At 50.0% G+C, this 20,675-nt stretch carries 22 protein-coding genes and 1 riboswitch; of the genes, 10 read left to right on the forward strand and 12 right to left on the reverse strand.

What is annotated here, in order from left to right; genetic code table 11:
- The first annotated feature begins 169 nt into the window (after window positions 1-169).
- The gene (locus tag ACJJH9_RS19235) at window positions 170-1,783 is read left to right on the forward strand and encodes an MFS transporter (RefSeq protein ID WP_444923710.1); all 1,614 of its coding nucleotides are present in this window, start codon (window positions 170-172) and stop codon (window positions 1,781-1,783) included.
- A gap of 173 nt (window positions 1,784-1,956) precedes the next feature.
- Here the strand turns inward: ACJJH9_RS19235 and ACJJH9_RS19240 are convergent, their stop codons facing one another.
- From ACJJH9_RS19240 to ACJJH9_RS19290, 11 genes are all read right to left on the reverse strand, one after another.
- Window positions 1,957-3,075 carry an ATP-binding cassette domain-containing protein gene (locus tag ACJJH9_RS19240; protein ID WP_444923711.1) on the reverse strand — a complete coding sequence of 373 codons (1,119 nt, stop codon included), beginning with the start codon at window positions 3,073-3,075 and terminating at the stop codon, window positions 1,957-1,959.
- Window positions 3,075-3,797, reverse strand: a complete 723-nt coding sequence (gene modB / locus ACJJH9_RS19245) for a molybdate ABC transporter permease subunit (RefSeq protein ID WP_444923712.1) — start codon at window positions 3,795-3,797, stop codon at window positions 3,075-3,077. The genes ACJJH9_RS19240 and modB overlap by 1 nt, the downstream gene beginning before the upstream one ends.
- A complete protein-coding gene (modA, locus tag ACJJH9_RS19250) occupies window positions 3,794-4,576 on the reverse strand; it encodes a molybdate ABC transporter substrate-binding protein (protein ID WP_444923713.1) in 783 nt (260 codons plus the stop codon). The genes modB and modA overlap by 4 nt, the downstream gene beginning before the upstream one ends.
- Complete coding sequence (moaE, locus tag ACJJH9_RS19255; RefSeq protein WP_444923714.1) at window positions 4,561-5,040, reverse strand: molybdopterin synthase catalytic subunit MoaE; 480 nt, start codon at window positions 5,038-5,040, stop codon at window positions 4,561-4,563. Before moaE ends, modA begins: the two co-directional genes overlap by 16 nt.
- Before the next feature lie 10 nt (window positions 5,041-5,050).
- Window positions 5,051-5,296 (reverse strand): molybdopterin converting factor subunit 1, encoded by a 246-nt coding sequence (moaD, locus tag ACJJH9_RS19260; RefSeq protein ID WP_444923715.1) that lies wholly within the window; start codon window positions 5,294-5,296, stop codon window positions 5,051-5,053.
- A gap of 21 nt (window positions 5,297-5,317) precedes the next feature.
- Window positions 5,318-5,809 carry a cyclic pyranopterin monophosphate synthase MoaC gene (gene moaC, locus ACJJH9_RS19265; RefSeq protein ID WP_444923716.1) on the reverse strand — a complete coding sequence of 164 codons (492 nt, stop codon included), beginning with the start codon at window positions 5,807-5,809 and terminating at the stop codon, window positions 5,318-5,320.
- A gap of 3 nt (window positions 5,810-5,812) precedes the next feature.
- The gene (gene moaB / locus ACJJH9_RS19270; protein ID WP_444923717.1) at window positions 5,813-6,355 is read right to left on the reverse strand and encodes a molybdenum cofactor biosynthesis protein B; all 543 of its coding nucleotides are present in this window, start codon (window positions 6,353-6,355) and stop codon (window positions 5,813-5,815) included.
- Window positions 6,356-6,357: 2 nt separating this feature from the next.
- Window positions 6,358-6,957, reverse strand: coding sequence for a molybdenum cofactor guanylyltransferase (mobA, locus tag ACJJH9_RS19275; protein ID WP_444923718.1), 600 nt, complete (start codon window positions 6,955-6,957; stop codon window positions 6,358-6,360).
- Window positions 6,958-6,961: 4 nt separating this feature from the next.
- Complete coding sequence (moaA, locus tag ACJJH9_RS19280) at window positions 6,962-7,939, reverse strand: GTP 3',8-cyclase MoaA (protein ID WP_444923719.1); 978 nt, start codon at window positions 7,937-7,939, stop codon at window positions 6,962-6,964.
- A riboswitch (molybdenum cofactor riboswitch) is annotated at window positions 7,928-8,078 on the reverse strand. (Overlaps the previous gene by 12 nt.)
- Window positions 8,079-8,295: 217 nt before the next feature.
- On the reverse strand, window positions 8,296-9,519 hold the full coding sequence (locus ACJJH9_RS19285) for an alginate export family protein (protein WP_444887741.1): 1,224 nt from the start codon (window positions 9,517-9,519) through the stop codon (window positions 8,296-8,298).
- A gap of 141 nt (window positions 9,520-9,660) precedes the next feature.
- Window positions 9,661-10,962, reverse strand: a complete 1,302-nt coding sequence (locus ACJJH9_RS19290) for an MFS transporter (RefSeq protein ID WP_444923720.1) — start codon at window positions 10,960-10,962, stop codon at window positions 9,661-9,663.
- Between the two features lie 408 nt (window positions 10,963-11,370).
- Between ACJJH9_RS19290 and ACJJH9_RS19295 the strand changes: the two genes are divergently transcribed.
- The 4 genes from ACJJH9_RS19295 (at window position 11,371) to ACJJH9_RS19310 (ending at window position 16,705) form a co-directional block, all read left to right on the forward strand.
- The gene (locus ACJJH9_RS19295; RefSeq protein ID WP_020413728.1) at window positions 11,371-12,846 is read left to right on the forward strand and encodes a NarK family nitrate/nitrite MFS transporter; all 1,476 of its coding nucleotides are present in this window, start codon (window positions 11,371-11,373) and stop codon (window positions 12,844-12,846) included.
- Window positions 12,847-12,946: 100 nt separating this feature from the next.
- Complete coding sequence (locus tag ACJJH9_RS19300; protein WP_444923721.1) at window positions 12,947-14,719, forward strand: bifunctional protein-serine/threonine kinase/phosphatase; 1,773 nt, start codon at window positions 12,947-12,949, stop codon at window positions 14,717-14,719.
- 418 nt (window positions 14,720-15,137) lie between these two features.
- Window positions 15,138-15,719, forward strand: a complete 582-nt coding sequence (locus tag ACJJH9_RS19305) for a hypothetical protein (RefSeq protein ID WP_444923722.1) — start codon at window positions 15,138-15,140, stop codon at window positions 15,717-15,719.
- A 500-nt stretch (window positions 15,720-16,219) separates the two neighbouring features.
- Complete coding sequence (locus ACJJH9_RS19310; protein ID WP_444923723.1) at window positions 16,220-16,705, forward strand: hypothetical protein; 486 nt, start codon at window positions 16,220-16,222, stop codon at window positions 16,703-16,705.
- A 98-nt stretch (window positions 16,706-16,803) separates the two neighbouring features.
- Here ACJJH9_RS19310 and csrA read toward each other — a convergent pair whose 3' ends face one another.
- Window positions 16,804-16,992 carry a carbon storage regulator CsrA gene (gene csrA, locus ACJJH9_RS19315; protein WP_444923724.1) on the reverse strand — a complete coding sequence of 63 codons (189 nt, stop codon included), beginning with the start codon at window positions 16,990-16,992 and terminating at the stop codon, window positions 16,804-16,806.
- Between the two features lie 1,444 nt (window positions 16,993-18,436).
- On the opposite strand from csrA, the gene ACJJH9_RS19320 reads away from it, so the two are divergent.
- The 5 genes from ACJJH9_RS19320 (at window position 18,437) to ACJJH9_RS19340 (ending at window position 20,600) form a co-directional block, all read left to right on the forward strand.
- The gene (locus ACJJH9_RS19320; protein ID WP_444887733.1) at window positions 18,437-18,976 is read left to right on the forward strand and encodes a hypothetical protein; all 540 of its coding nucleotides are present in this window, start codon (window positions 18,437-18,439) and stop codon (window positions 18,974-18,976) included.
- The gene (locus tag ACJJH9_RS19325; RefSeq protein ID WP_152450517.1) at window positions 18,973-19,155 is read left to right on the forward strand and encodes a hypothetical protein; all 183 of its coding nucleotides are present in this window, start codon (window positions 18,973-18,975) and stop codon (window positions 19,153-19,155) included. The genes ACJJH9_RS19320 and ACJJH9_RS19325 overlap by 4 nt, the downstream gene beginning before the upstream one ends.
- Entirely contained in the window at window positions 19,145-19,285 is a 141-nt protein-coding gene (locus ACJJH9_RS19330; RefSeq protein WP_444887732.1) for a hypothetical protein, read from the forward strand. Before ACJJH9_RS19325 ends, ACJJH9_RS19330 begins: the two co-directional genes overlap by 11 nt.
- A gap of 515 nt (window positions 19,286-19,800) precedes the next feature.
- Window positions 19,801-20,253, forward strand: coding sequence for a hypothetical protein (locus ACJJH9_RS19335; protein WP_444923725.1), 453 nt, complete (start codon window positions 19,801-19,803; stop codon window positions 20,251-20,253).
- A 68-nt stretch (window positions 20,254-20,321) separates the two neighbouring features.
- The gene (locus tag ACJJH9_RS19340; protein WP_444923726.1) at window positions 20,322-20,600 is read left to right on the forward strand and encodes a hypothetical protein; all 279 of its coding nucleotides are present in this window, start codon (window positions 20,322-20,324) and stop codon (window positions 20,598-20,600) included.
- Window positions 20,601-20,675 lie beyond the last annotated feature (75 nt).

The raw sequence follows: 20,675 nt of genomic DNA on the forward strand, positions 1-20,675 counted from the left end.
TGGTTTAAATCTGTACAGTGACTTTACCATAGCGTCCCACCTCGGCACTTACCCCCTAAGAGGTAGCTATTACTCCAGGGCAAAAGGGTTACTTCCTGTTGGTAATTGAGTAGGCTCAAACCCCGGCCCATAGTGGCTGTACGAATCATTTCGAGGAGGAGTGGCCGCCGTGTCTGACATCTACGAGTGGGCCCCGGAGGACAGCAAATTCTGGCAGTCCAAGGGCAAGAAAATCGCAAACCGGAATTTGTGGATATCCATTCCCAGTTTGCTGTGCGGCTTCGCCGTGTGGCTCTACTGGGGCATTATTACCGTTCAAATGCTCAACCTTGGCTTTCCCATTGCCAAAGCCGATCTGTTTACCCTAATGGCCATCGCCGGCCTCACCGGCGCTACCCTGCGAATACCCAGTAGCTTCTTTATTCGATTGTTCGGTGGGCGCAACACTATTGTATTCACCACAGCCCTGTTGATGGTCCCAGCACTCGGCACCGGTATCGCCCTGCAGAGCAAGGAGACTCCACTGTGGGTATTCCAATTGCTGGCGCTGCTGTCTGGTATCGGCGGTGGTAACTTCGCCTCTTCCATGTCCAATATCAGTTTCTTTTTTCCCAAGGAAAAGCAGGGACTGGCGCTTGGCCTGAATGCGGGTCTGGGCAACTTCGGTGTTACCACCATGCAGATCCTGGTACCGCTATTTATGACCTTCGGAGCCTTCGGCGCTGCTGGCGGCGATCCCATGACCCTGGTGAGTAGCTCTGGCTCCCTGATTGGCAAGATACCGGCCGGTTCTGAAGCGTGGATTCAAAATGCCGGTTTTGTATGGTTGCTTTTCCTGATTCCACTGGCCTTTGTGGGTTGGTTCGGCATGAACAACCTGCGCACCGACGAAGTCACCCCGGATGTGGGCAGCTCTATCGGCGCGATGATGAAGATGACCATGATGTTGGGAATCGGCCTCTTCACCGCAATCACAGGTCTGTGGCTGCTGCTTCCCGAAGCGGCCAATGGTTCTGGCTGGGGCGTGCCCAAGGAAATCGTGCTGGTGCTGGTAATCACTGCCACCGTGTTCGGTTTGAAACTGCTGCCCGGTGAGATCAGAACCAGCCTGCAACGCCAGTACCGCATCTTCAACAACAAGCACACCTGGGTAATGAGTGTGATTTACACCATGACCTTCGGCAGCTTTATCGGTTTCGCGGCGGCCTTCCCCCTGGCTATCAAAGTGATCTTCGGGTACAGCCATGTGATGGTGGACGGGGTTATGACTCACGATACCATCAACAACAATGGCCCCAGCGCCCTGATGTACGCCTGGATGGGGCCATTTATCGGCGCCCTGATTCGCCCGGTAGGTGGTTGGATCTCCGACCGTATCGGCGGAGCCCTGGTTACCCAAATCTGTGCTGCAATCATGGTGGCTAGTGCCCTGGGTGTGGCTTACTACATGAAGGCCGCCTACGGCTCAGCCACGCCGGAAGAGTTCTTCCTGCCCTTCTTCCTGCTATTCCTGGTGCTGTTCGCCGCTACCGGTATCGGCAATGGTTCTACCTTCCGCACCATCGCCATGGTGTTCCCGAAAGAGCAGGCAGGTCCAGTATTGGGATGGACCTCAGCAGTTGCCGCCTACGGCGCCTTCTATATTCCCAAGGTCTTCGGCGAGCAGATCAAAGCCACTACCCCGGAATACGCCCTGGCAGGCATTGCCATCTTCTACGCGGTTTGCCTGGTGGTTAACTACTGGTTCTACCTGCGTAAAAACGGGGAGTTCTATAACCCTTAATTCAGTTTCACTCACGGGATACCGTTGCTTCGGGGAGGTTTTTACCTCCCCTTTTTTATGATGCACTGGTGGAGAAGCGACACCTTTTTCACAGCCATTTCCCTCAGCCATTTTAAACCTCCATATTCCGCAGAAGTTTTCAGTACAAGATTATTCAAAGAGAAATAAGAGGCTTACAAACCGGCAAGACTACCGGCCTTAAACTGGGCAAAGTAGGTAGTGCCCTCACGCAGTTCTAGGCGCTCGCAGGAGAGACGGGAAATATCTGCGTAGAACACCTGATCATCAGCGGCTAACTGTAAACGAATGCGGCCATCGGTAAGGTTCTGCTTAGCTACTAAAGTTACCGGCAAGCAGTTGAGGATACTGGACAGGCCCGGCTTCTCTACACTGAGGCTGATATCTCCAGCTTCCAGCAGAAAAGCAGCGGTATCGCCTTTGCGATAATGGCCTGCCACCCTATCTGCAAAGATAGAAATCCCCCCTAAATCCAAAGTCAGCAGACCATCGTTTAGGGATTCCACTCGCGCTTCAATCCGGCTGCGGCAGCTATCCCCTACGCCGTGGTTATCCAGGCGCTGGGCAACTTCAGGTAAAGGAAGTGGTGCGGACAAATTGGCAGAATCCATCCATAAACAACGCTGGGCCAGCAGCTGGATTTCATCAAAGTCGTGACTGGTCCAGATTACCAGCGCCGGATATCGAGCCCAGAAATCCCGTAGGGTCGGCAATAGGCGTCGCAGTACCTGGGCGCGGTCAACCGCTGATAGTGGCTCATCAAATAATTGCAGCGGCGCGTTGTTATAAAGCTGGCGTAATACAGCCACTCGCTGGGCCTCTCCACCAGAGAGTAACTCCACCGGCTGATGGAGTAGCGGTTCAATACCAAAAGCCTTTAGCAGACGACCACACTCGTCCTCGGGCAGTGGCCTACGGCTGTAACGGCGGGCCAGTGCCAGGTTATCTGCCACTGACTGGCCGGCAAACAAGCGGCTGTCCTGAAAGCCCAAAGAAAGCGTTCTTTTGTGGGTAGCCAGGGCGCGGCGTCCGCGCTGCCAAACCGTATTGGCAAAAGTGATATTGCCACGGCAATGGCGCTGGCCAGCCAAAGCAGCCAGTAATGTGCTCTTGCCGCTGCCGGAGGGGCCGGTAAGGCCAAAAACTCCAGAGGCAGGCAGCTCTAATTGCCAGGGAGTCGCAGCGTTAAGCGGAGTCACCAGCCCTGTAACACTCAATCCGTTGGAATCAGAAGTGGTAGACGCAGTACCGAATAGGGGTAAGGTGATTTCCATTAGCCCAGCACCCCCATTACCGGCTTAGCGCGCTCGCTGTTTGATCCGCACGGGGCCAAACTATGTCCCAGCCAACGGGCAGCGAGTAGCAGTACCGTAGTAATTCCCATCAACATCAAAGCCAGCCGGTGCGCCGCACCGTATTCCATCGCCTCCACATGTTGATAAAGAGCGATAGAAACCACCTGGGTCTCACCGGGAATAGAGCCACCAATCATCAGCACTACCCCGAACTCACCCAGAGTATGGGCAAAGGTTAAAGCGCAGGCACTCACAATAGCGGCGCGACTCGCCGGCAAAAGAACTTTTAATAGTGCCGCCCAGGGCGGTATACCCAGCGCTGCGGCAGCCTGGGTCAGGCGCTGACCATTGGCATTAAACGCGGCCAGCAGCGGCTGCACCATAAACGGCAGGGAATAAATCACTGACGCAAATACCAAGCCGGTAAAGGAAAACACCAAGGGGCCATCAAAAAGTTGTGACAGCCACTGCCCGGGGGCATAGTTAGGGGAAAATAAAAGCAGTAAATAAAAACCCAACACCGTGGGTGGCAGTACCAGCGGCAGGGTAATTAATACCTCTATGCCATGGCGCCAGCGGCTCTGCCATTGGCTCAATTTCCAGGCCAAGGGCACGCCGATAATAAACAGGAGTAAGGTGGTTAAGCCGGCCAATTTTAAAGTTAGCCACAAGGCCTGCCAGTCGGCAGCGGCGATATTCATAAGCCACTCCCTCCATCTCTACTTCGATCTTGAGTTAGCAAAACACCGTAACCCAAGTGGTATAACTGCGCCTGCACTTCCCCTGAACGCAAATAGTTAGCGAGGGATTGCGCCTCTTTAGGTCGGCGACTCTGGGTGGGAATCAGCAGCTGCTGTTCAATGGGTTTGTACAAATGCTGCGGCAACAGCCAATAGTTGTCGCGGCCGGCTGCTTGCATCTGGCTGGCGGCGACAAAGCCCAGCTGCGCATTGCCGGAATCCAGCATTAAATAGGCTTGGCCTGCATTGTGGGCCCGGGCCAATTGAGTTTGTTTTTTCTTCCACAAATCCAGGCTTTGCAGCGCTTGCCGTGCGGCACTGCCAAAGGGCGCTACTTTGGGATCGGCTAGTACAATTTTATCAGGCCAGGTTTGCAGTAACTGCTCGATATTCGATTCCGATTTTGGGTGCCAGAGAGCCAGTAAACCCAGGGCGTAAGTCTTACGACTGTTGGCCAGTGCCCCACCCTGCTTTTCCAACAGTTCAGGTCGCTCGCGATCGGCAGACAGGAATAAATCGAAGGGCGCGCGGTGCGCTATTTGCTGGTAGAGCACCCCTGAGCTGCCACTGCTGATTTGCACCACACAGGCATGGCGACGCTCAAATTCTGGCAGTACCTCTTCCAGTGCCGGGCGGAAGCTGGCCGCTACCGCCACCCGCAAGGTGCAGTTATCCGCATTAACCGGCAGCGTGATGGCCACCAGTAAAGCGGATAGCAGCAGGCTCAGCCGGCGGACCACTTTTCCATCTCCGCAGCATCACTGGCCCGGGCTTCGACCCAGCGCTCTGAAGGTTTACCGGACTCATCCGCTACCGCTTCGCGCTTCCAGAAAGGCGCCTCAGTTTTGAGGCGATCCATGATGTACTGGCAGGCGGCAAAGGCAGCCTGGCGGTGGGGGCTGGTAACACCGACAAAAACAATTTCATCGTTGATCTGCATGGGGCCAACCCGGTGGACGATAGTCACACGACCCAAGGACCAGCGATCGCGGGCATCATTGATAATCCGTTGCAGGCTTTTTTCGGTCATGCCCGGATAGTGTTCCAGGGCCAGGCCGCATACATCACTACCGGCATTGAAGTCCCGCACCGAACCCACAAACAGGGCGCAGGCACCATCACCACTGTTGCCTTGCAGCGCAGTATATTCAGCCGCTACGTCGAGGGGCGCTTCACAGACTTCAATACGATCAACGGCTTTCATATTGGCACCACTAACCGCCGGTAACCGGCGGGAAAAATGCAACTTCATCCCCAGCCTTCACCTGGGCTCCGGTTTCTGCCAGCTCCTGGTTCAAGGCCATACGAATATCGTCTCTTTGCAGGTGCGGGCTCCAATCCGGGTGCTGTTCACATAGGGTTTTACGCAACTCGCTGAGACTGCCGGAAAAGTCCGCCAGGGTAGTCTCGCCCATGCCCAATTGCTGGCGCAGACGCGCGAAAAACAGAACCTTTACCATCGCTTTACACCTCTGAAATTGTTACGCCTTGTCCGCAGCATCGCCGCGCCAGTGGCCGCGCTTACCGCCGGTTTTTTGCAGCAGGCGGGTTGGGCCGATCTCCATCGCCGGGTCCACGGCTTTGCACATATCGTAAATGGTCAGCGCCGCTACCGAAGCTGTGGTTAACGCTTCCATCTCTACCCCAGTGCGCCCAGCCAGGCGGCAGAAAGCGGTGATATACACACTGTGTTTTTCCGGCTGTAATTCGAAATCCACCGCTACTTTGGTCAGCGCCAGTGGATGGCACAGGGGAATTAAATCTGAGGTTTTCTTGGCAGCCTGGATACCGGCGATACGAGCTACAGAGAGCACGTCGCCTTTTTTGTGCGCCCCCTGGCTCAGCAGTGCAAAAGCCTCTGCACTCATACTGATACTGCTCTCGGCCAAGGCGCTGCGGTCAGTGATGTCCTTCTCGGTAACATCCACCATGCTGGCTTCGCCGCGCTGGTTTAAATGGGTTAACTGGCTCACGAATTACCCCCGGCTCTCGCAGGGCCCGCTGGCAAAGCGCACATGGGGGATAAAGTTACAGGGCTTGTGGCGGGCATCCAGCTGCTCCAGCAATATGCCTTCCCAAGCCGTGCGGCAGGCTCCGGTGGAGCCGGGCATACAACATATCAGTGTGCGATTCGCGAGGCCGGCGAGCGCGCGGGATTGCACGGTGGAGCTGCCGATATCCCCCAGGGAAATATGGCGAAACAGCTCGCCGAAGCCGTCGACGGTTTTATCGAACAGCGGGCTCAGGGCCTCCGGCGTGGAGTCGCGATCGGTAAAACCAGTACCGCCGGTCACCAATACCACCTGCACTTTGGGATCGGCAATCCAGGCGGAGACCACCGCGCGCATCTGGTAAACATCGTCCGGGGTAATGCGCTTATCCGCGAGCTGATGGCCGGCAGTTTTGAGGGCTTCCACCAGGTACTGGCCAGAGGTATCAGTCTGCTCGTTGCGGGTATCGGATACGGTAAGTACCGCGATATTGAGCGGTACAAATTCTTTGCTAGCGTGTGCGGACATATTCAGTGGTCTCTCAAAAAACTGTTTTCTGTAGTTTTATCCGGCGTACTCAAGCCGAGATAATCTGCCGGCGTATTGATATTGCGATGCCAATCGCCGGCACTTTTTATGGGTATGGATTTGGCCCCCAGGTGACGCAGCAGCGCGCCGACAGAATTGCGCGCACTGCCTTCGACGGCACGGCGCAAATAATCCAGGCAGTCACCATTTAACGGCAGCCACAGGGGAAAAAAGAAGTTTTCAAAATAACAGGGCCGGCCACTTGCCTGCCCCTCTGCCAATAACTCTGCGAGGTGCTCCCGCCCAAGCAGGGGCATATCTACTGGAATCACCAGGGCTGCATCGGCACCGGTTGTCAGGGCTACCGAATAAAGGCCGCCCAGTGGACCCCGCTCCGGCACCAGGTCTTCAATCGCTCCAGGGCGGGCGCCGCTGGTCACGACTTTTTCCAGCGGAAGCTCACTCAGCAATGCCTCGGCATGCTGCAAAAAATTGCCCCGTTGGGGGTGGGCCAGCAGGGCCTTGTCTCGGCCCATCCGGCTGGAGCGGCCGCCGGCCAGCACCACGCCGATTGTCGATTTGCCAACGAAAGCCCTGGCCATAACCCTAGCCCCCCAGCATCGCCAGGTTGCGGGTAGCGCCGGTAAAACCTTCGTGCAGCTGGTGGCCTGCGGTCTTATCCACAATCAACTCGCGGATATGGGCCGCCAGTGCCTCGCTATCGCCATCGGCAATGATTTCACGCATATCAAAGCCCTGGTCGGCGAACAGGCATAGGTGCAACTTGCCCTGGGCCGATATCCGCAGGCGGTTGCAGCTTGCACAGAAGTCTTTGCCGTAAGGGGTAATCAGGCCGATACGACCGGCGTAATCCGGGTGGAAATACTCCCGCGCCGGGCCGGCATCGCGGGTGCGGATCACCTGCTCCCAGCCTTCCCGCAGCAACAAGGTTTCTATATCGCCACCGGAGACATGGTTGCTGGCGAAGAACTCGCGGTTATCGCCGGTGCGCATCAATTCAATAAAGCGCAAGGTCACCGGAGTCTCACGAACCCAGGCGAGGAAGTTATCCAGCTCGGCCAGGTTGTACTGGCGCATCAGCACGGCGTTGACCTTGGTATCAATACCCAAGGCCAGGGCGCGATCCAGGCCTGCTAAGGCTTTATCCAGGCGATTGTGGCCGGTAATATGGTGGAATTGAGCCGGGTCGAGGCTGTCGATACTGACATTCACCTGATCCAAGCCCGCGCGGTGCCAGCCGTCAATCTGACTGGGCAGGCGGTAACCGTTGGTGGTGATGGCTAAGCGGCGAATCTTATCGCTAGCGCGCACGGCTTCGAGCAGCGGCACCAGGTCTTTGCGCAGGGAGGGCTCTCCGCCGGTAAGGCGCACCTTTTCCGTACCCAGTGAAGCGAAAGCGCGCACTAAAGTGCCCACCTCAGCCACTGAGAGAGGATTTTCCCCTTCCAGGGAACGTCCGCAACCGATGCCCTCGGGCAGGCAATAGTTGCAACGGTAGTTGCAGATGTCCGTCACGGACAGGCGCAGGTAGTAAAACCTACGGCCAAAATTGTCTTGTAACATTAAACGCCTTTCCAATGTCGGGAGGCCGCGCAGTTTCCCGCTAGACCCTGGTGGCCGGTACGGCCACGGTCCCGGCACCTTGCAACGTCAATAAAAAACGGCGCTGTTTAGGTAGCGGGACTCGGTGTTTAAACTGATGTCAGTGTATCAAGCTGGTTAATTTATGCTTGGGGCAAAGGTGGTACTCCCTAGGTACTCACAGTGATGCCAACCGATAAGGGAAATAACATCACAAAATAGAAATTCAGTAGGCAGAATGGCTAAAAACCGAAAAATTCCCCTAAAGAAATTCGTCGGTTTTTATAAGTAAAACCCCGGCCAGAGCCGGGGCCTCGCTATGGAGCGGCTTTATTTAATTAAAAATTGGCGGTAACCATTAACCAGAACTTGTCGGTATCCACGTTGTGATCGTCAGCCTGGTAAGAGGCGTATTTCACCAGTGCAGAAATTTCCTCTGTCAGCTTGCGGCCGTAGCTGATATTCCACTCATGGCCATAATTTGCGGAACCTTCATTCGCATCAAAATTGTGATAGGCCATATTCAACTTGCCACCCACAAGTTTCATAGCACCGCTGATATACATATCCTCAATGCCTTCACCTGGAGTCACCAAGAACTGGTCGGTGAAACCTTGAAATTTATGCAGGGTAGCCAGCGGCGTTTTGAAACCAACGCCATTATCAGAACCCAGTACTTCATAACCGAGTTTTGCGGTTACCGGGCCCAGGTCTGCGCCAACTTCCGCCAGATAGTAGTCGGCATTGTAGTCGAAGGGGTTGTCCCCGGTATCGTCCTGGCGCGCGTAGCTTAGATTAGCTTTTACAGGGCCAAAACTTCCTTTGTAATCCACCCCATAGGTGCGGCTGGAATTATTCACAAAATTTTCTAAATCCAGGCTGTAAACAAAACCGCTGACTTTATGGTTTTCGGCCACCGGGTAGCTGGCATGGAGTAGCTGGATATTGCCTTCAAATTCGGCGCCGGCGCTATCTTCACCAAAAACCCGGTTTACGTTGTACACGTAGCTATAGTCCAGCTGCAGGCTGTCGGCGCTGCCATACTGATAGCGTATGCCGTCGTAAGTCTGCTCGTTCTGCCTCCAGCCAACACCGCCAACAAAGCGCTGGCCATCTAGGTTAATACGCTGGCGACCAGCAGTAATTATGGAATTTTCTCCGTTATAACGGATATAGGCCTGGTTAACCTCTGTGCCATCTGGATCGGCCACTACCGGGTAATTAGTTTTACCATTGACGGTGGAGTTGTAATTGTCGTTACCGACTGCAGTAACATCGTCCATCTCAAGAAAACCACTGAAGCCGCGGTAGCTGCCACTGCGCCAGTTGAGGCGGGTTCTCAGAGTGGACGCGAGTGCATCCCCATTAATACCATCCTGGTCATAATCTTCCTGGTCGACGATCTCTACGCGATAACGCAGATTCAACCCGACTTCACCGGATTTAAGCGCGTCGACAAGAGTGGCATTTTCACCATCCTGCGCAGCGGCCTGCAATGCGACTGTGCTGCAGGCCCCCAACAGTAAAGCACCGAAAATTTTGGGAAATCTGGAAATGGTCATTACGCTTTTCCTTTGCAACAACGGAGTGACAGTGACAAATTACAATTTTTCAGACGTGGTTGAAACCACAGTTTTTCTCGGTAGAAAAAATAAATACTTCCTACCCTTTACACACACTTAATTCCATTTTGGTAGTGGGCGCTACCTATCTGGCAAAGCCGCAGAGTTACTCGCATCCTCATGCAAAAAATTATTTTGCCTGGCAAAGGCCAAACGCTGTTGATATTGCTCCCTCTGGATTGCCAGGTACATTACCAACATACAAACTGCCAGTACGCCGTAGAGCAACATAAACGCCGCACTGTGAATACCCACTAAATCCTGTGCGATACCAAACAGGACCGGCAGAGTAAAACCACCCAGCGCACCGATTGTGGCTACAGTGCCACCGACACTACCCATATGTGCCGGAAAATTATCGTGTAACGCCTTGTAAACTGAAGCGCGACCAAACCCCTGGGCAATACCAATCACCAGCAACAGCAGGGTAAACAACTCAATGCCCACCTCGATATTTAGATGCACATCCCGTTCCACCCCGTGAATCGTCATACTGGTTGGGGGGTAACTGAGAAAAAACAGGCATACCAAGCAGGTCCAGAAAACACTCCAATTCACCGTGCGCGCACCATAGCGATCTGCAAACCAGCCACCCAGCGCACGCAGCGAACTGGACAGGGCCACAAACAGCAGGGTCAGCGCCATCGCCACCTGGGTACTGACTTCGTACACCGCCAGGTAGTAATTCGGCAGCCACAGTAAAAGTGCGAGAAAGCTGCCGAAGACAAAATAATAATAGAGCCCATAACGCCACACCTTGATCTGCATCAGTGGCCTTAGATGGTGCTGAATTTTTGCCTTGTTGCGACTGCGCATATAGCGGGTTTCTTCAGGTGCACAAAATTCGAATAACACCACCATAAGCAAAATACCAACCGCATAAATCGGCCCAATCCATTCTCGCCCCAGCCAATTCTGGATCGCTGGCGCCAGGGCCAGGGTGATAGCCGCCCCCGCATTGCCTGCACCAAAAATGCCCATCGCCGTGCCCTGCTGCCTCCTTTCGAACCACGGAGTGATATAGCGAATACCCAACACGAAGGAGACCCCGGAAATCCCCAACCACAAACCGGCCAGCAGGTGCTCACCGTAACTCTCGATATAGGGCAAGAGTAAAAGTACCGGCTGCAGTAATAGCATTTGCAAGAGGATGAGTTTTTTTGCAGAGAAATATTCCACCAACAGGCCGGCGGGAAAACGCAGTAGCGCACCGCTCAGGATCGGCGCGGCCAGTAAGATGCCGTATTCTGTGGCTGAGAGGTCTAGCTGCTCGCGGACTTCTACTCCAAGCACTGCATAGAGTGTCCACACGGAAAAGTTCGCAGCAAACATGGCCGAAGCAAATATCAGCACACGCCCGGCGAGTTGCTGGGTATATTGCACGGCGGGCTTCTCCTATTTTTTCAGTTTTCGGGAAAATGATTTGGTCACCACATCGGCTGCCCGATCAATACGTACCTGTTGCGCCACCACGAACGGATTGAAAAGAGCAGTATTGGTAAAGGCCACCTGCCAGCAAGATGCATAAAAACCCCGGTAATCACAATTACTCCCAAAAACTCTCCGCTCACAAGCCGATTTTTTATGGCTACTCAACAAGGGGTAAATCTTATTCAATAGGCAGCAGCTCCCCTTAAAAGGCACTACCCCAAATGGGCTAATCCCGAGCAGCAAAGCCTTTATTCAGTACCCAACTACCCCCTTTGTGTACTTTCCCTGTAGCGCTGCTCAAATACTATCGGCCATGACCCTATCCACCTCTAAATTTCTGAGAAGCCGGAGAAAATAGTCATGAGTCAATCCAGCGGCCTCAATTTATTTAATTGGGGCGATCCCAAAATAAAGACGCTGCACGTTACTTGGTTTGCGTTTTTCCTGACTTTCGTGGTGTGGTTCTCCCACGCTCCGCTGATGGTCTTTATCAAGGAAGCGTTCGACCTCACCAGCCAGCAAGTAAAAGCCCTGTTAATACTCAACGTGGCACTCACCATTCCCGCCCGTATCATTATCGGTATGCTGGTGGATAAATTGGGGCCGCGCCTGGTGTACAGCGGTCTGCTGATGACCTCATCTTTAATCTGTTTGGGCTTCGCCACCGCAGACAGTTATGAGTCCCTGGCCCTGTTCCGCTTCCTGCTGGGATTTGTGGGTGCCGGCTTTGTAATTGGTATCCGCATGGTGGGTGAATGGTTCCCAGCCAAACAAGTCGGCCTGGCAGAAGGTGTTTACGGCGGCTGGGGGAATTTCGGTTCTGCTGCCGGTGCCATGACCCTGCCCACCATCGCCCTGCTGTTCGGCGGTGAAGACGGCTGGCGCTATGCCCTGGGCCTCACCGGCATCATCGCCGGCCTGTACGGCATCATCTACTACCGCGTTGCCCGCAACACTCCTAAAGGTTCCACTTACTTCAAACCGAAAAAGAGCGGCGGCCTGGAAGTGACCAGCAAGCGGGATTTCTACTTCTACCTGCTGATGAATGTGCCCATGTACCTGGCACTGGCAGCGCTGGCTTACAAACTGTCTCCCAGCGGCGTAGCCCTGCTGAGCCAGAATGCCACCTACGCAATGTGGGGACTGCTGGTAGCACTGTTCGCCTTCCAGACCCGTATGATCTGGAATGTAAACAAAGACCACCTGCGCGAAGGTGTGCCCGAGCTGGAGAAATACAACTTCAAGCAGGTAGCCATCCTCGACCTGGCCTACTTCGTCACCTTCGGCTCAGAGCTGGCCGTGGTTTCTATGCTGCCCCTGTTCTTCCTGGAAACCTTTGAAGGATTGAGCCCGGTGAAGGCCGGCCTGCTCGCCTCTGGCTTCGCCTTTATGAACCTGGTGGCCCGCCCAACCGGTGGATACTTCTCTGACAAACTGGGACGCCGCCGCAGCCTGATGTTCCTGATCGGCGGCCTGGCAGTGGGTTACTTTGTACTGAGCCAGATCAACGGCGGCTGGTGGATTCCCGCTGCGGTAGTGGCCACCATGTGCTGCTCTTTCTTCGTGCAGGCCGGTGAGGGTGCCGTATTCGCCGTCGTACCCCTGGTGAAGCGTCGCATGACCGGGCAGATCGCCGGTATGGCCGGAGCCTACGGCAACGTGGGTGCGGTTACTTTCCTAACTGCCCTGTCTTATGTCAGCTACAGCCAGTTCTTCCTGATTATCTGCGGCGCAGCAGCGGTGATCTTCTTCGCCTGCCTGTTCCTGGAGGAGCCCAAAGGCAATATCGCCGAAGTGCTACCGGATGGCACAGTGCAGCTGATCAGCGTGGAGTGATCGGAAAGCTGTTATCCAGCAACAAACGCAAAGGAGGGCCAATGGCCCTTCTTTGCGTTTGTTGCTGGTCTGAGGGGACGAAAAGAGAGTGGAGAAAGCTGTGAGCGAAACCAATTCCGGGGTGCAAACAGAAACCGAGGCAAACCCCGAAGCCCAAACACCGCGATTGAGCCACGGCCTCTGCACCAGTGCCGGCATCAAACCGCAGAACGAAGATGCCGCAATCTATCACTGGCCAGATAACCCGCACTTGCAGGAGTACCTGGGCGCAGTCGCCGCACTGGCAGACGGAGTCAGCTCTGCCGAAGCCGGCGCCCTCGCCAGCCACACCGCCACCGAGCAGTTTGTGCGGGACTACTACAAGGTGCCGGATACCTGGTCTGTGGCCCACGCCGGACAAAAAATCCTCGCCTCCATTAACAGCAAGCTATACCGCAAGAGCCACGACTTTCCCCAACAGGAAAAGGGCTTCCTCTGCACCTTCTCAGCCCTGATTTTTAAATCCCGTACCGCCCACTATTTCCATATCGGCGACAGCCGTATCTATCACCTGCGAGGCGACAATCTTAAATGCCTCACCCGGGACCACAACATCACCCTGGCCCACCGCCAGCAGATGCTATCCCGCGCGCTGGGCATGGATACCGGCCTGCAAGTGGATTACGGTCAGCTCAGCCTGGCTAAGGACGATGTGCTGCTGATTACCAGCGACGGCCTGCACGACTTTATTAAACAGGATCTACTGCGCGAGCTGCTGGCAGAGTCCCAAATAAGCGAACAGGAAACAGCGGAAACCCTGGTGCGCCTCGCCGAGGAAAACGGCAGTGACGATAACCTCTCCGCATTAGTGGTAAAGGTAAAAGCATTGCCACAAACCACCCTGGACGACTACAGCCGCCAGCTTACCCGCCTGCCCTTCCCGCCAGAATTGGAACCGGGCATGGTATTGGATGGTTACCAGGTAGAGCGGGAGCTGTTCTCCTCCCAGCGCAGCCAACTGTACCTGGTGCGCGACAGTGCCACCGGGGAAATCCTGGTAATGAAAACCCCCTCGGTAAATTACGAGGACGATATCCACTATATCGACCGCTTTATTCAGGAGGAGTGGATAGGCCTGCGTATTCGCAGCCCCCAGGTAGTGCGCCTGCACCGCCAGACCCGCCCACGAACCGCGCTCTACTACCTGATGGAGTATGTGCAAGGCAGCACCCTGGAACAGTGGATCACCAATAACCGCTTTCCCAAACCGGCGGAAGCGTTTCGTATCCTTAAGGAAATTGCCACCGGGCTGCAGGCCTTCCACGATCAGGAAACCATTCACCAGGATTTGCGCCCGGCCAATATCATGATCGACGGCGACGGGCGGGTAAAAATTATCGATTTCGGCTCGGTCTATGTAGCCGGCAGTGCCGAGATTTTCCACCCCCTGGAACACCCGGAAGCGCTGGGCACCGCCAGCTACTCCGACCCCCACTATATCCTTGGGCACAACAGCGGTATTCGCGGCGATATCTATGCCCTCGCCACTATTGCCTATGAAATGTTTACCGGCGAACTGCCCTACGGCGAGGAGATCGAAAACAGCCGCTCCCACGCCGACTTCGAACGCCTGCGCTACCGCACCGCCAGCCAGTTTAATCCGGTAGTCCCCATCTGGTTCGACCGCGCCCTGGAGCGCGGATGCAGTATCGACTTGGAACAGCGCTACTCCACCCTGACGGAATTTATACGCGACCTGACCAATCCTAACCCGGATTACCTAAGGGAAGACCCTACTGAGAAAAGAGATGCTTCCCTTTTCTGGAAGATTCTTTGTGGGATTTGGGTGGCTACTTTATTGGCGGTGGCAGCGCTGTTTTCTTCTAGTGGTTGAGACCTGGGATACCAGGTACGATAGACCTACTTAAGAATATGCAGACTCAGAATATCTATTAAGGGCTCTGGTTTAGCAGATAGTTTTGGGCGTATATCATCCATCACACTTTCTCCGTTTCGCTTTGATATACACCGCTGCACTTAACGATTACATATTTTGTTATTAGTGCAGATCAAGAGTAGCTTCGTAAATTCATAGTAACGGATGCGCTTGCATATTGATTCTTTAATAGTTTAATTCTTTAAAAAATGAAATATAGTACAGCCGTAATATGTCCACTAAGGTAGTTTTTTGCCGATGCTGGCCAACCTGCTGAATGATATGTCTTTTTCTGGTTAAGGTGGCTTCCCATTCTAGAAGTATGTTAATAAGTGATATGATGCAGCTTCTTTTGAATACGCTGTTATAAATCATTATGAGTACCGAAGAAATATTTAAAATAGCTGCAGCAATTATCGCTTCATTAGGCGGCAGTGCATTATTACTTGGCGCTTTCTCTCATTGGTTAGGAAGCTTATGGGCTAAGCGAATGCTGCAAAATGAAAGAGCAAAGCATGAAGAAAGCCTTCAAAAATTAAAAGCTAAGAATGAGGCTACCTTAGAAGATTTGAAAGCTCAAATAGACTCTCTGAAACAAAAAGAGTTGAATCGCCACTTTGATAAACTAGCGATCTATAAAGATGTAATTCATATTGTTTCAGAAATTCTACGAGAAATAGAAGCTGTTGCTACATCAAAGCAAGAATCTATCAATTCAGAAATTGAGCATTCTTTTTCATTAAATCGAAATAAAGCTTATGGTTACATATCGCTAGTTTCATGCCAAGATGTTTTGGATAGATACAATGAAATGATCGACTTCTTTTTACCTTTGCTTTACGAAGGTGGGCAGGCAACATGGGCTGAATTGAGAGAAAAGGCTGATTCTATGTTAAATGCCATGCGTGTTGACCTTGGAATAAATGAAGGCGAAGTCATGTACAGAGGTACAAGATGATTTAAAACAAGTACTCGGACACAATTTATGCTGCGCTTCAATTTACTCGGTGTTCCGGGCGTTAAGTGTCTAGAGCATTAATATGATTTCGAAGCCTGATCTGATAAAGATGTTATGGGGTATCGCAGTCCACAATAGCTACTAGGTTAACTTAAATATCAAAATTGTTGGCGACGGTGGAGAAATTATTGCAAAATAAGAGCAGTATATTGCACGTAAAATTGGATTTAACTTCCTACAAGTTAAATCCGAGTTAAATAAATTTAGTGTGAATAGTAGTATTGATATCCCAGCTATAGTTTTGTATAGAAAGATTCCAAAAATTTTAAAAGGAACAAAGGCGGCCAAATATCTAGATATTTGTATTGAGCAACCAAGGCTATTTAGAAATGAAAATAATTAACAATTTTATCAACGAACGTCACTGCGTGGTTGGATAGCCGATGGGGTGGCCTTGCCCGCATACTGCCCGTTATAAGACAATATGTGAATGAGAAAACATGATGAAAGTAGCGGCTTCTATATTAATTATATTATTTTTAGGGAGTTGCTATCTCATTTGGCTAGATGATAAAAATTGGAGAGACATAATACCTATAGAATTCGATCTAGGTAGCACGCTTCACAGTAACAGTGATTTACAAGGTATAAGAGAAGCTTGTGGTGTTCATATATATGAGCTTGAAGAAACAACTTTAGATAAAATCAAAGCGGAGGTTCTTGAATTTCTCAATACAGCCAAACAGGCACGAGGGCATAGCAGATTTTATTATAGCTATGGAGAATGGATGCATACTCCAAGAAAGGATTGGACAAGACCTGAAAACTGGGCCTATGAACTAATGTGCGTAAAGATGCCTGCAAAGCTACAAGGAATCATTATTGATAGTGCAACAGCACCTGGCTCTTTCTACTCCCACGGGCAAGAGAAAGTTCTTATGATAATACTTGATCAAAAAATCTTGGTTTTAACGCACAATGGTTAAACTATAATCATAAAAAAAGGACAAGCGGACAAATCACTCCGTTTTCTGCTTCGTAATTTGCCGCTCTTTCAAACGTCCCGTAATCGCGAAACACTTTTTCACCGATCTTCGTTTCCCAGAATAAACCCTTTTTGTAAGCGAATATATATTTCCTCACGATGAACGGATAGGGATTTAGGAGCACGTATCCCTATCTTCACCTGATTACCCTTAACTTCCAATACAGTGACTGAGACATTGGCTCCAATCCTTAAGTTTTCACCTGTCCGGCGCTTTAAGATCAACATAGTTATTTCCTACTGACACTCAAACCATGGGTAAACCTTCTCTGATGGAAGGCTGAGAAAGTAACTTTGTGAGGAAATACGGGGTGGTGCGCGGGAACGGTAGGCATAGAAAAAGAAAAGGCAGGCACAACGCTTCCAGAGCTTGGGGAGTCGCACCAAGCCGCTGAATGTACTCCACTTTATTGAAGACGAGCGGGTTTCTAGCGTATGATCCATATAGCCATTTTGATACTTAGTCTATCAAGTTGGTTAGCTGGCCCCTGGTGTTGCTGCACCTTGGGTCAGCGCCTTTTACTATCTCTTACGTCACGCTACCGTTCTCCTTTGAGAAGATGGTTCTTTAGAAAACTCTTAGATGTCTTGATTCTCTCGAATCCCTTTGGTCTTTGGCCATCGGCCTTCAAAAGGCCACCCAATTCCGGCCAAAATACCAATAAATATCAATCGATTTTACGCAGCTTTGACACTAAAACAAACTGAATAAAATCCAATAAGATCATTTTAGTGCCTATATTTTTATGCTCCTTAGCTTAGATAATTTGCGTTATCCATAAGAGTGATTATTTAGATGGTTACTCTTTACTCGCTTTCACGTGAGAACTAAAAGCAATTAATTATTAAAACTGCCACTCAATGTGTCTTTCTTGTGTCGATAGAAAATATCCCAATAGCCTAGGTATTGCAGTGAGACATGTAGGGTTGTCCCTTTTTAGTCGCGATGCCATTCTCATAAAGCACTTAAAATCCCATTTAATCGGTACACTTGTTCCTATCTCTGCATAGGTGTTTTTTCGCCTGTACTGGATAACTTACCGATTGATATATCGGCTCTAGGTATAGTTATTTGCCATTTTGGCATTGGTCGACAAGTGATATGATCCAGCTTCAGTTGAGCACACTATTAAAGCTCTTTGGCAGGAAAGCATGAACTATAGAAATCTACTGTTAAAAAGAGGGTTTGGTTTCCATTAGCAATTCATAGCTAATGGAGATCCATATGGGGTATTTTCGACACCCTAAAACCAAGAACGAGATGAAGCAATACTATGCTTCGTTGGAAAATGAACTAGAGATCCCAATAAAGATTAGAAACCGTCGTCAACCAAAATGTTTACCAAACGCTTGGGATGACTATTTTCCTAGTAATATCTCTAATCGTAATTGGAAGCTTTTTCGAAGGAACCAGTGGAAGGGGTAGTTATCCACTTTAACAGGACGCTCCTGCTGAAAATCATAAGCTCCAGCTTTGACTCTACTTATGTTTTCAGCAGAGCTTGGTGTTGTATACAACCATGATTCAATTTACGGCGACAGCCACCTTGGGCACCATGAACTGTCCAAGCAAATCTAGAAACTGGATCAAACTTTTCGGCATCTTACCAACTAAGAGAAAATAGCTCTTCAAATATAGTGGAAATATTTTGATTTAAGTATAGGAAATACTATGGAAGATTCAGCTTTTCACAATTACCCTTCTGTTATTGGATACTACCAAGCGCTCAGGGAAGAGGTTTGGTCTATTACACAGGAATCATGGCCCCAGACATCAATAAAAGGCATTAGTTTGAAGACAGCAAGACTGGCTGACTCTTGGAAAGAAATGAGAGGATCAAATCTAAGATCTTCGAGAGCCAGTTGGGACTGGGAGCCAGAATTTAATGCATATCAGAAGAAGCCAAAAAGATATGAAATGTCAGTTTGGTTTGAGAATCAACTTTGCGGGCTTTGTTATGGATTTGCATCCAAGCATGGTACAAAGGTAAGAATGAACCTTATCGAATCTACACCGGTAAGACCAAATCCCTTGGGAGAAGGTGTCTTTCCAATATTATCTTTTGGAGCTACGGTTTATGCCAACTTAATTAGTGCTGACGAGGTTTGGGTATTAGACCCAGTAAAAGGTGCAATTGATTACTACGAAAGCCAAGGATTTTCAGCGCCTGAGATTTACCACGGAAAAAGAGTCGGAATGAAAAAATTATGAGTGGTTATAAATTCTCACAAGAAGAGAAAGATCGAATCAATAAGATTCGATCAAAGATGAAGAAACATGCTGAAGAAGTGAAAAAGAAATCAAAGGATACAACAATAGAAGAACCATCGGGAAAACAAACAAATCCAACTGAGATTGACCGTATGAGAGATCGAAAAAATGACGATTAAAGACAAACAGATTAGCAAGGAAGATATTAGAAAGTTTGTTGAGAAAAACAAGTCTAAAATATTGAAAGAAGCTAAAGAGGTTGAAACAGCCATAAAGTCAAATAGATTAAAGAACCAGCAGAAACTATGAATCTTATATATAGTAGCTCTGTATGACACAAGGTAATAAGCTTGGACATGCATAGATTTGTACATCAACACCTTGTAAGTACATGAAACGAAAGATGTAAAATGTCATTTAGTTACGAAGACCTTACTTATATTAGAGCTTCCATTCAGGCATATGAAAGCATTCTAAACCAAACAAGTGAAGAAGAATGGGAAAACGAAGTCGATAAACAATAGGCATAACTACGAAGGATAGATCACCCGCAGCCACGATCTATCCAGATGTAGGACGCCAGTAGCATCCAGGCAAGTAACCTGTTTGGGTTTAACAAACTGAAATCCAATCTGAATCCTGGTGATAAATATTCATAAGGTAGCTCCTGCTTGTGAATACAGTGATTAATATATTTTTTCCAAATTAAAACGGCTTCCCAATATTAAGCTATGTTTATAAGTGATATTATGCTTCTTCTTTTGTATACCACTGTTAGTGGGCAATATCACTATTGAAGTAGAATATTGGTAAACTCTAAATAAATGAATAAAGATAATTTTAGTATCAATGTAGATCTAGCTGAATTTCATGGTATTTCTGATGAAGATGGCTCAAACCCTTACGCTGCCCCTAAGGCCAACGAGAACTCCTTTATTCATAAGGAACTAGTAAAGTTTAATATATGGAGCTACTTGTCAACATTTATATTACTTTTATGGTTCGGATTTTGGAGTTACATAATAATGTCATCTTTAAGAGGTTATGAAACACAATCTCTATCTTATTCCTTATTGGGCGTGACGACTTTTCTTTTTGTATCTCATCTTCTTATATTATTCAAAATTGAATTAGCACGTAAAATCGTTGTTTTTCACGCGTTCTTACTATTATTCGGTTTCCCTATTGGCACGATTATTGGGATAATAATGCTGAAGACATTCAAAGGTAAAAGCTTTCCAAAGGCTATAAATTTAAAAGGTACCAAAAAAAGCTAACGGACACAGGTTGTTGGCCTGGTTTTATCCTGCGAAAAACCAGCCATAATTACAGGAGCTAACTATCTATGAATCAAGAATATTTTTTAATCATTTCTTTAGTTTTGCTGGCTGCTTTCAACCTTTATGCTACATATAGGTGTATACGTTCTGATTACTCACATAGAGTTCAAAAGGCAATTCAATGCAGTTTGGTTTGGCTATTTCCATTGCTTGGCGGCTTGATGGTCATTCATTTTGCGGCACCAATGGATACAAGTCCAAATTATAAATCGCCTAACGTTGCGCCAGGTCAGGATGCCTACCCAGCCTCCAATGGAGGTATAGGATCATACATCAATACTTAGCATGCGCCGGCACAAAGACAAAACATCACATAAATGCAATCAGTTCAAGCAGATCGTTCAATGCGAGCCAGGTAA

It is taken from the genome of Microbulbifer mixtoriginis (SeqCode) (assembly GCF_052466715.1).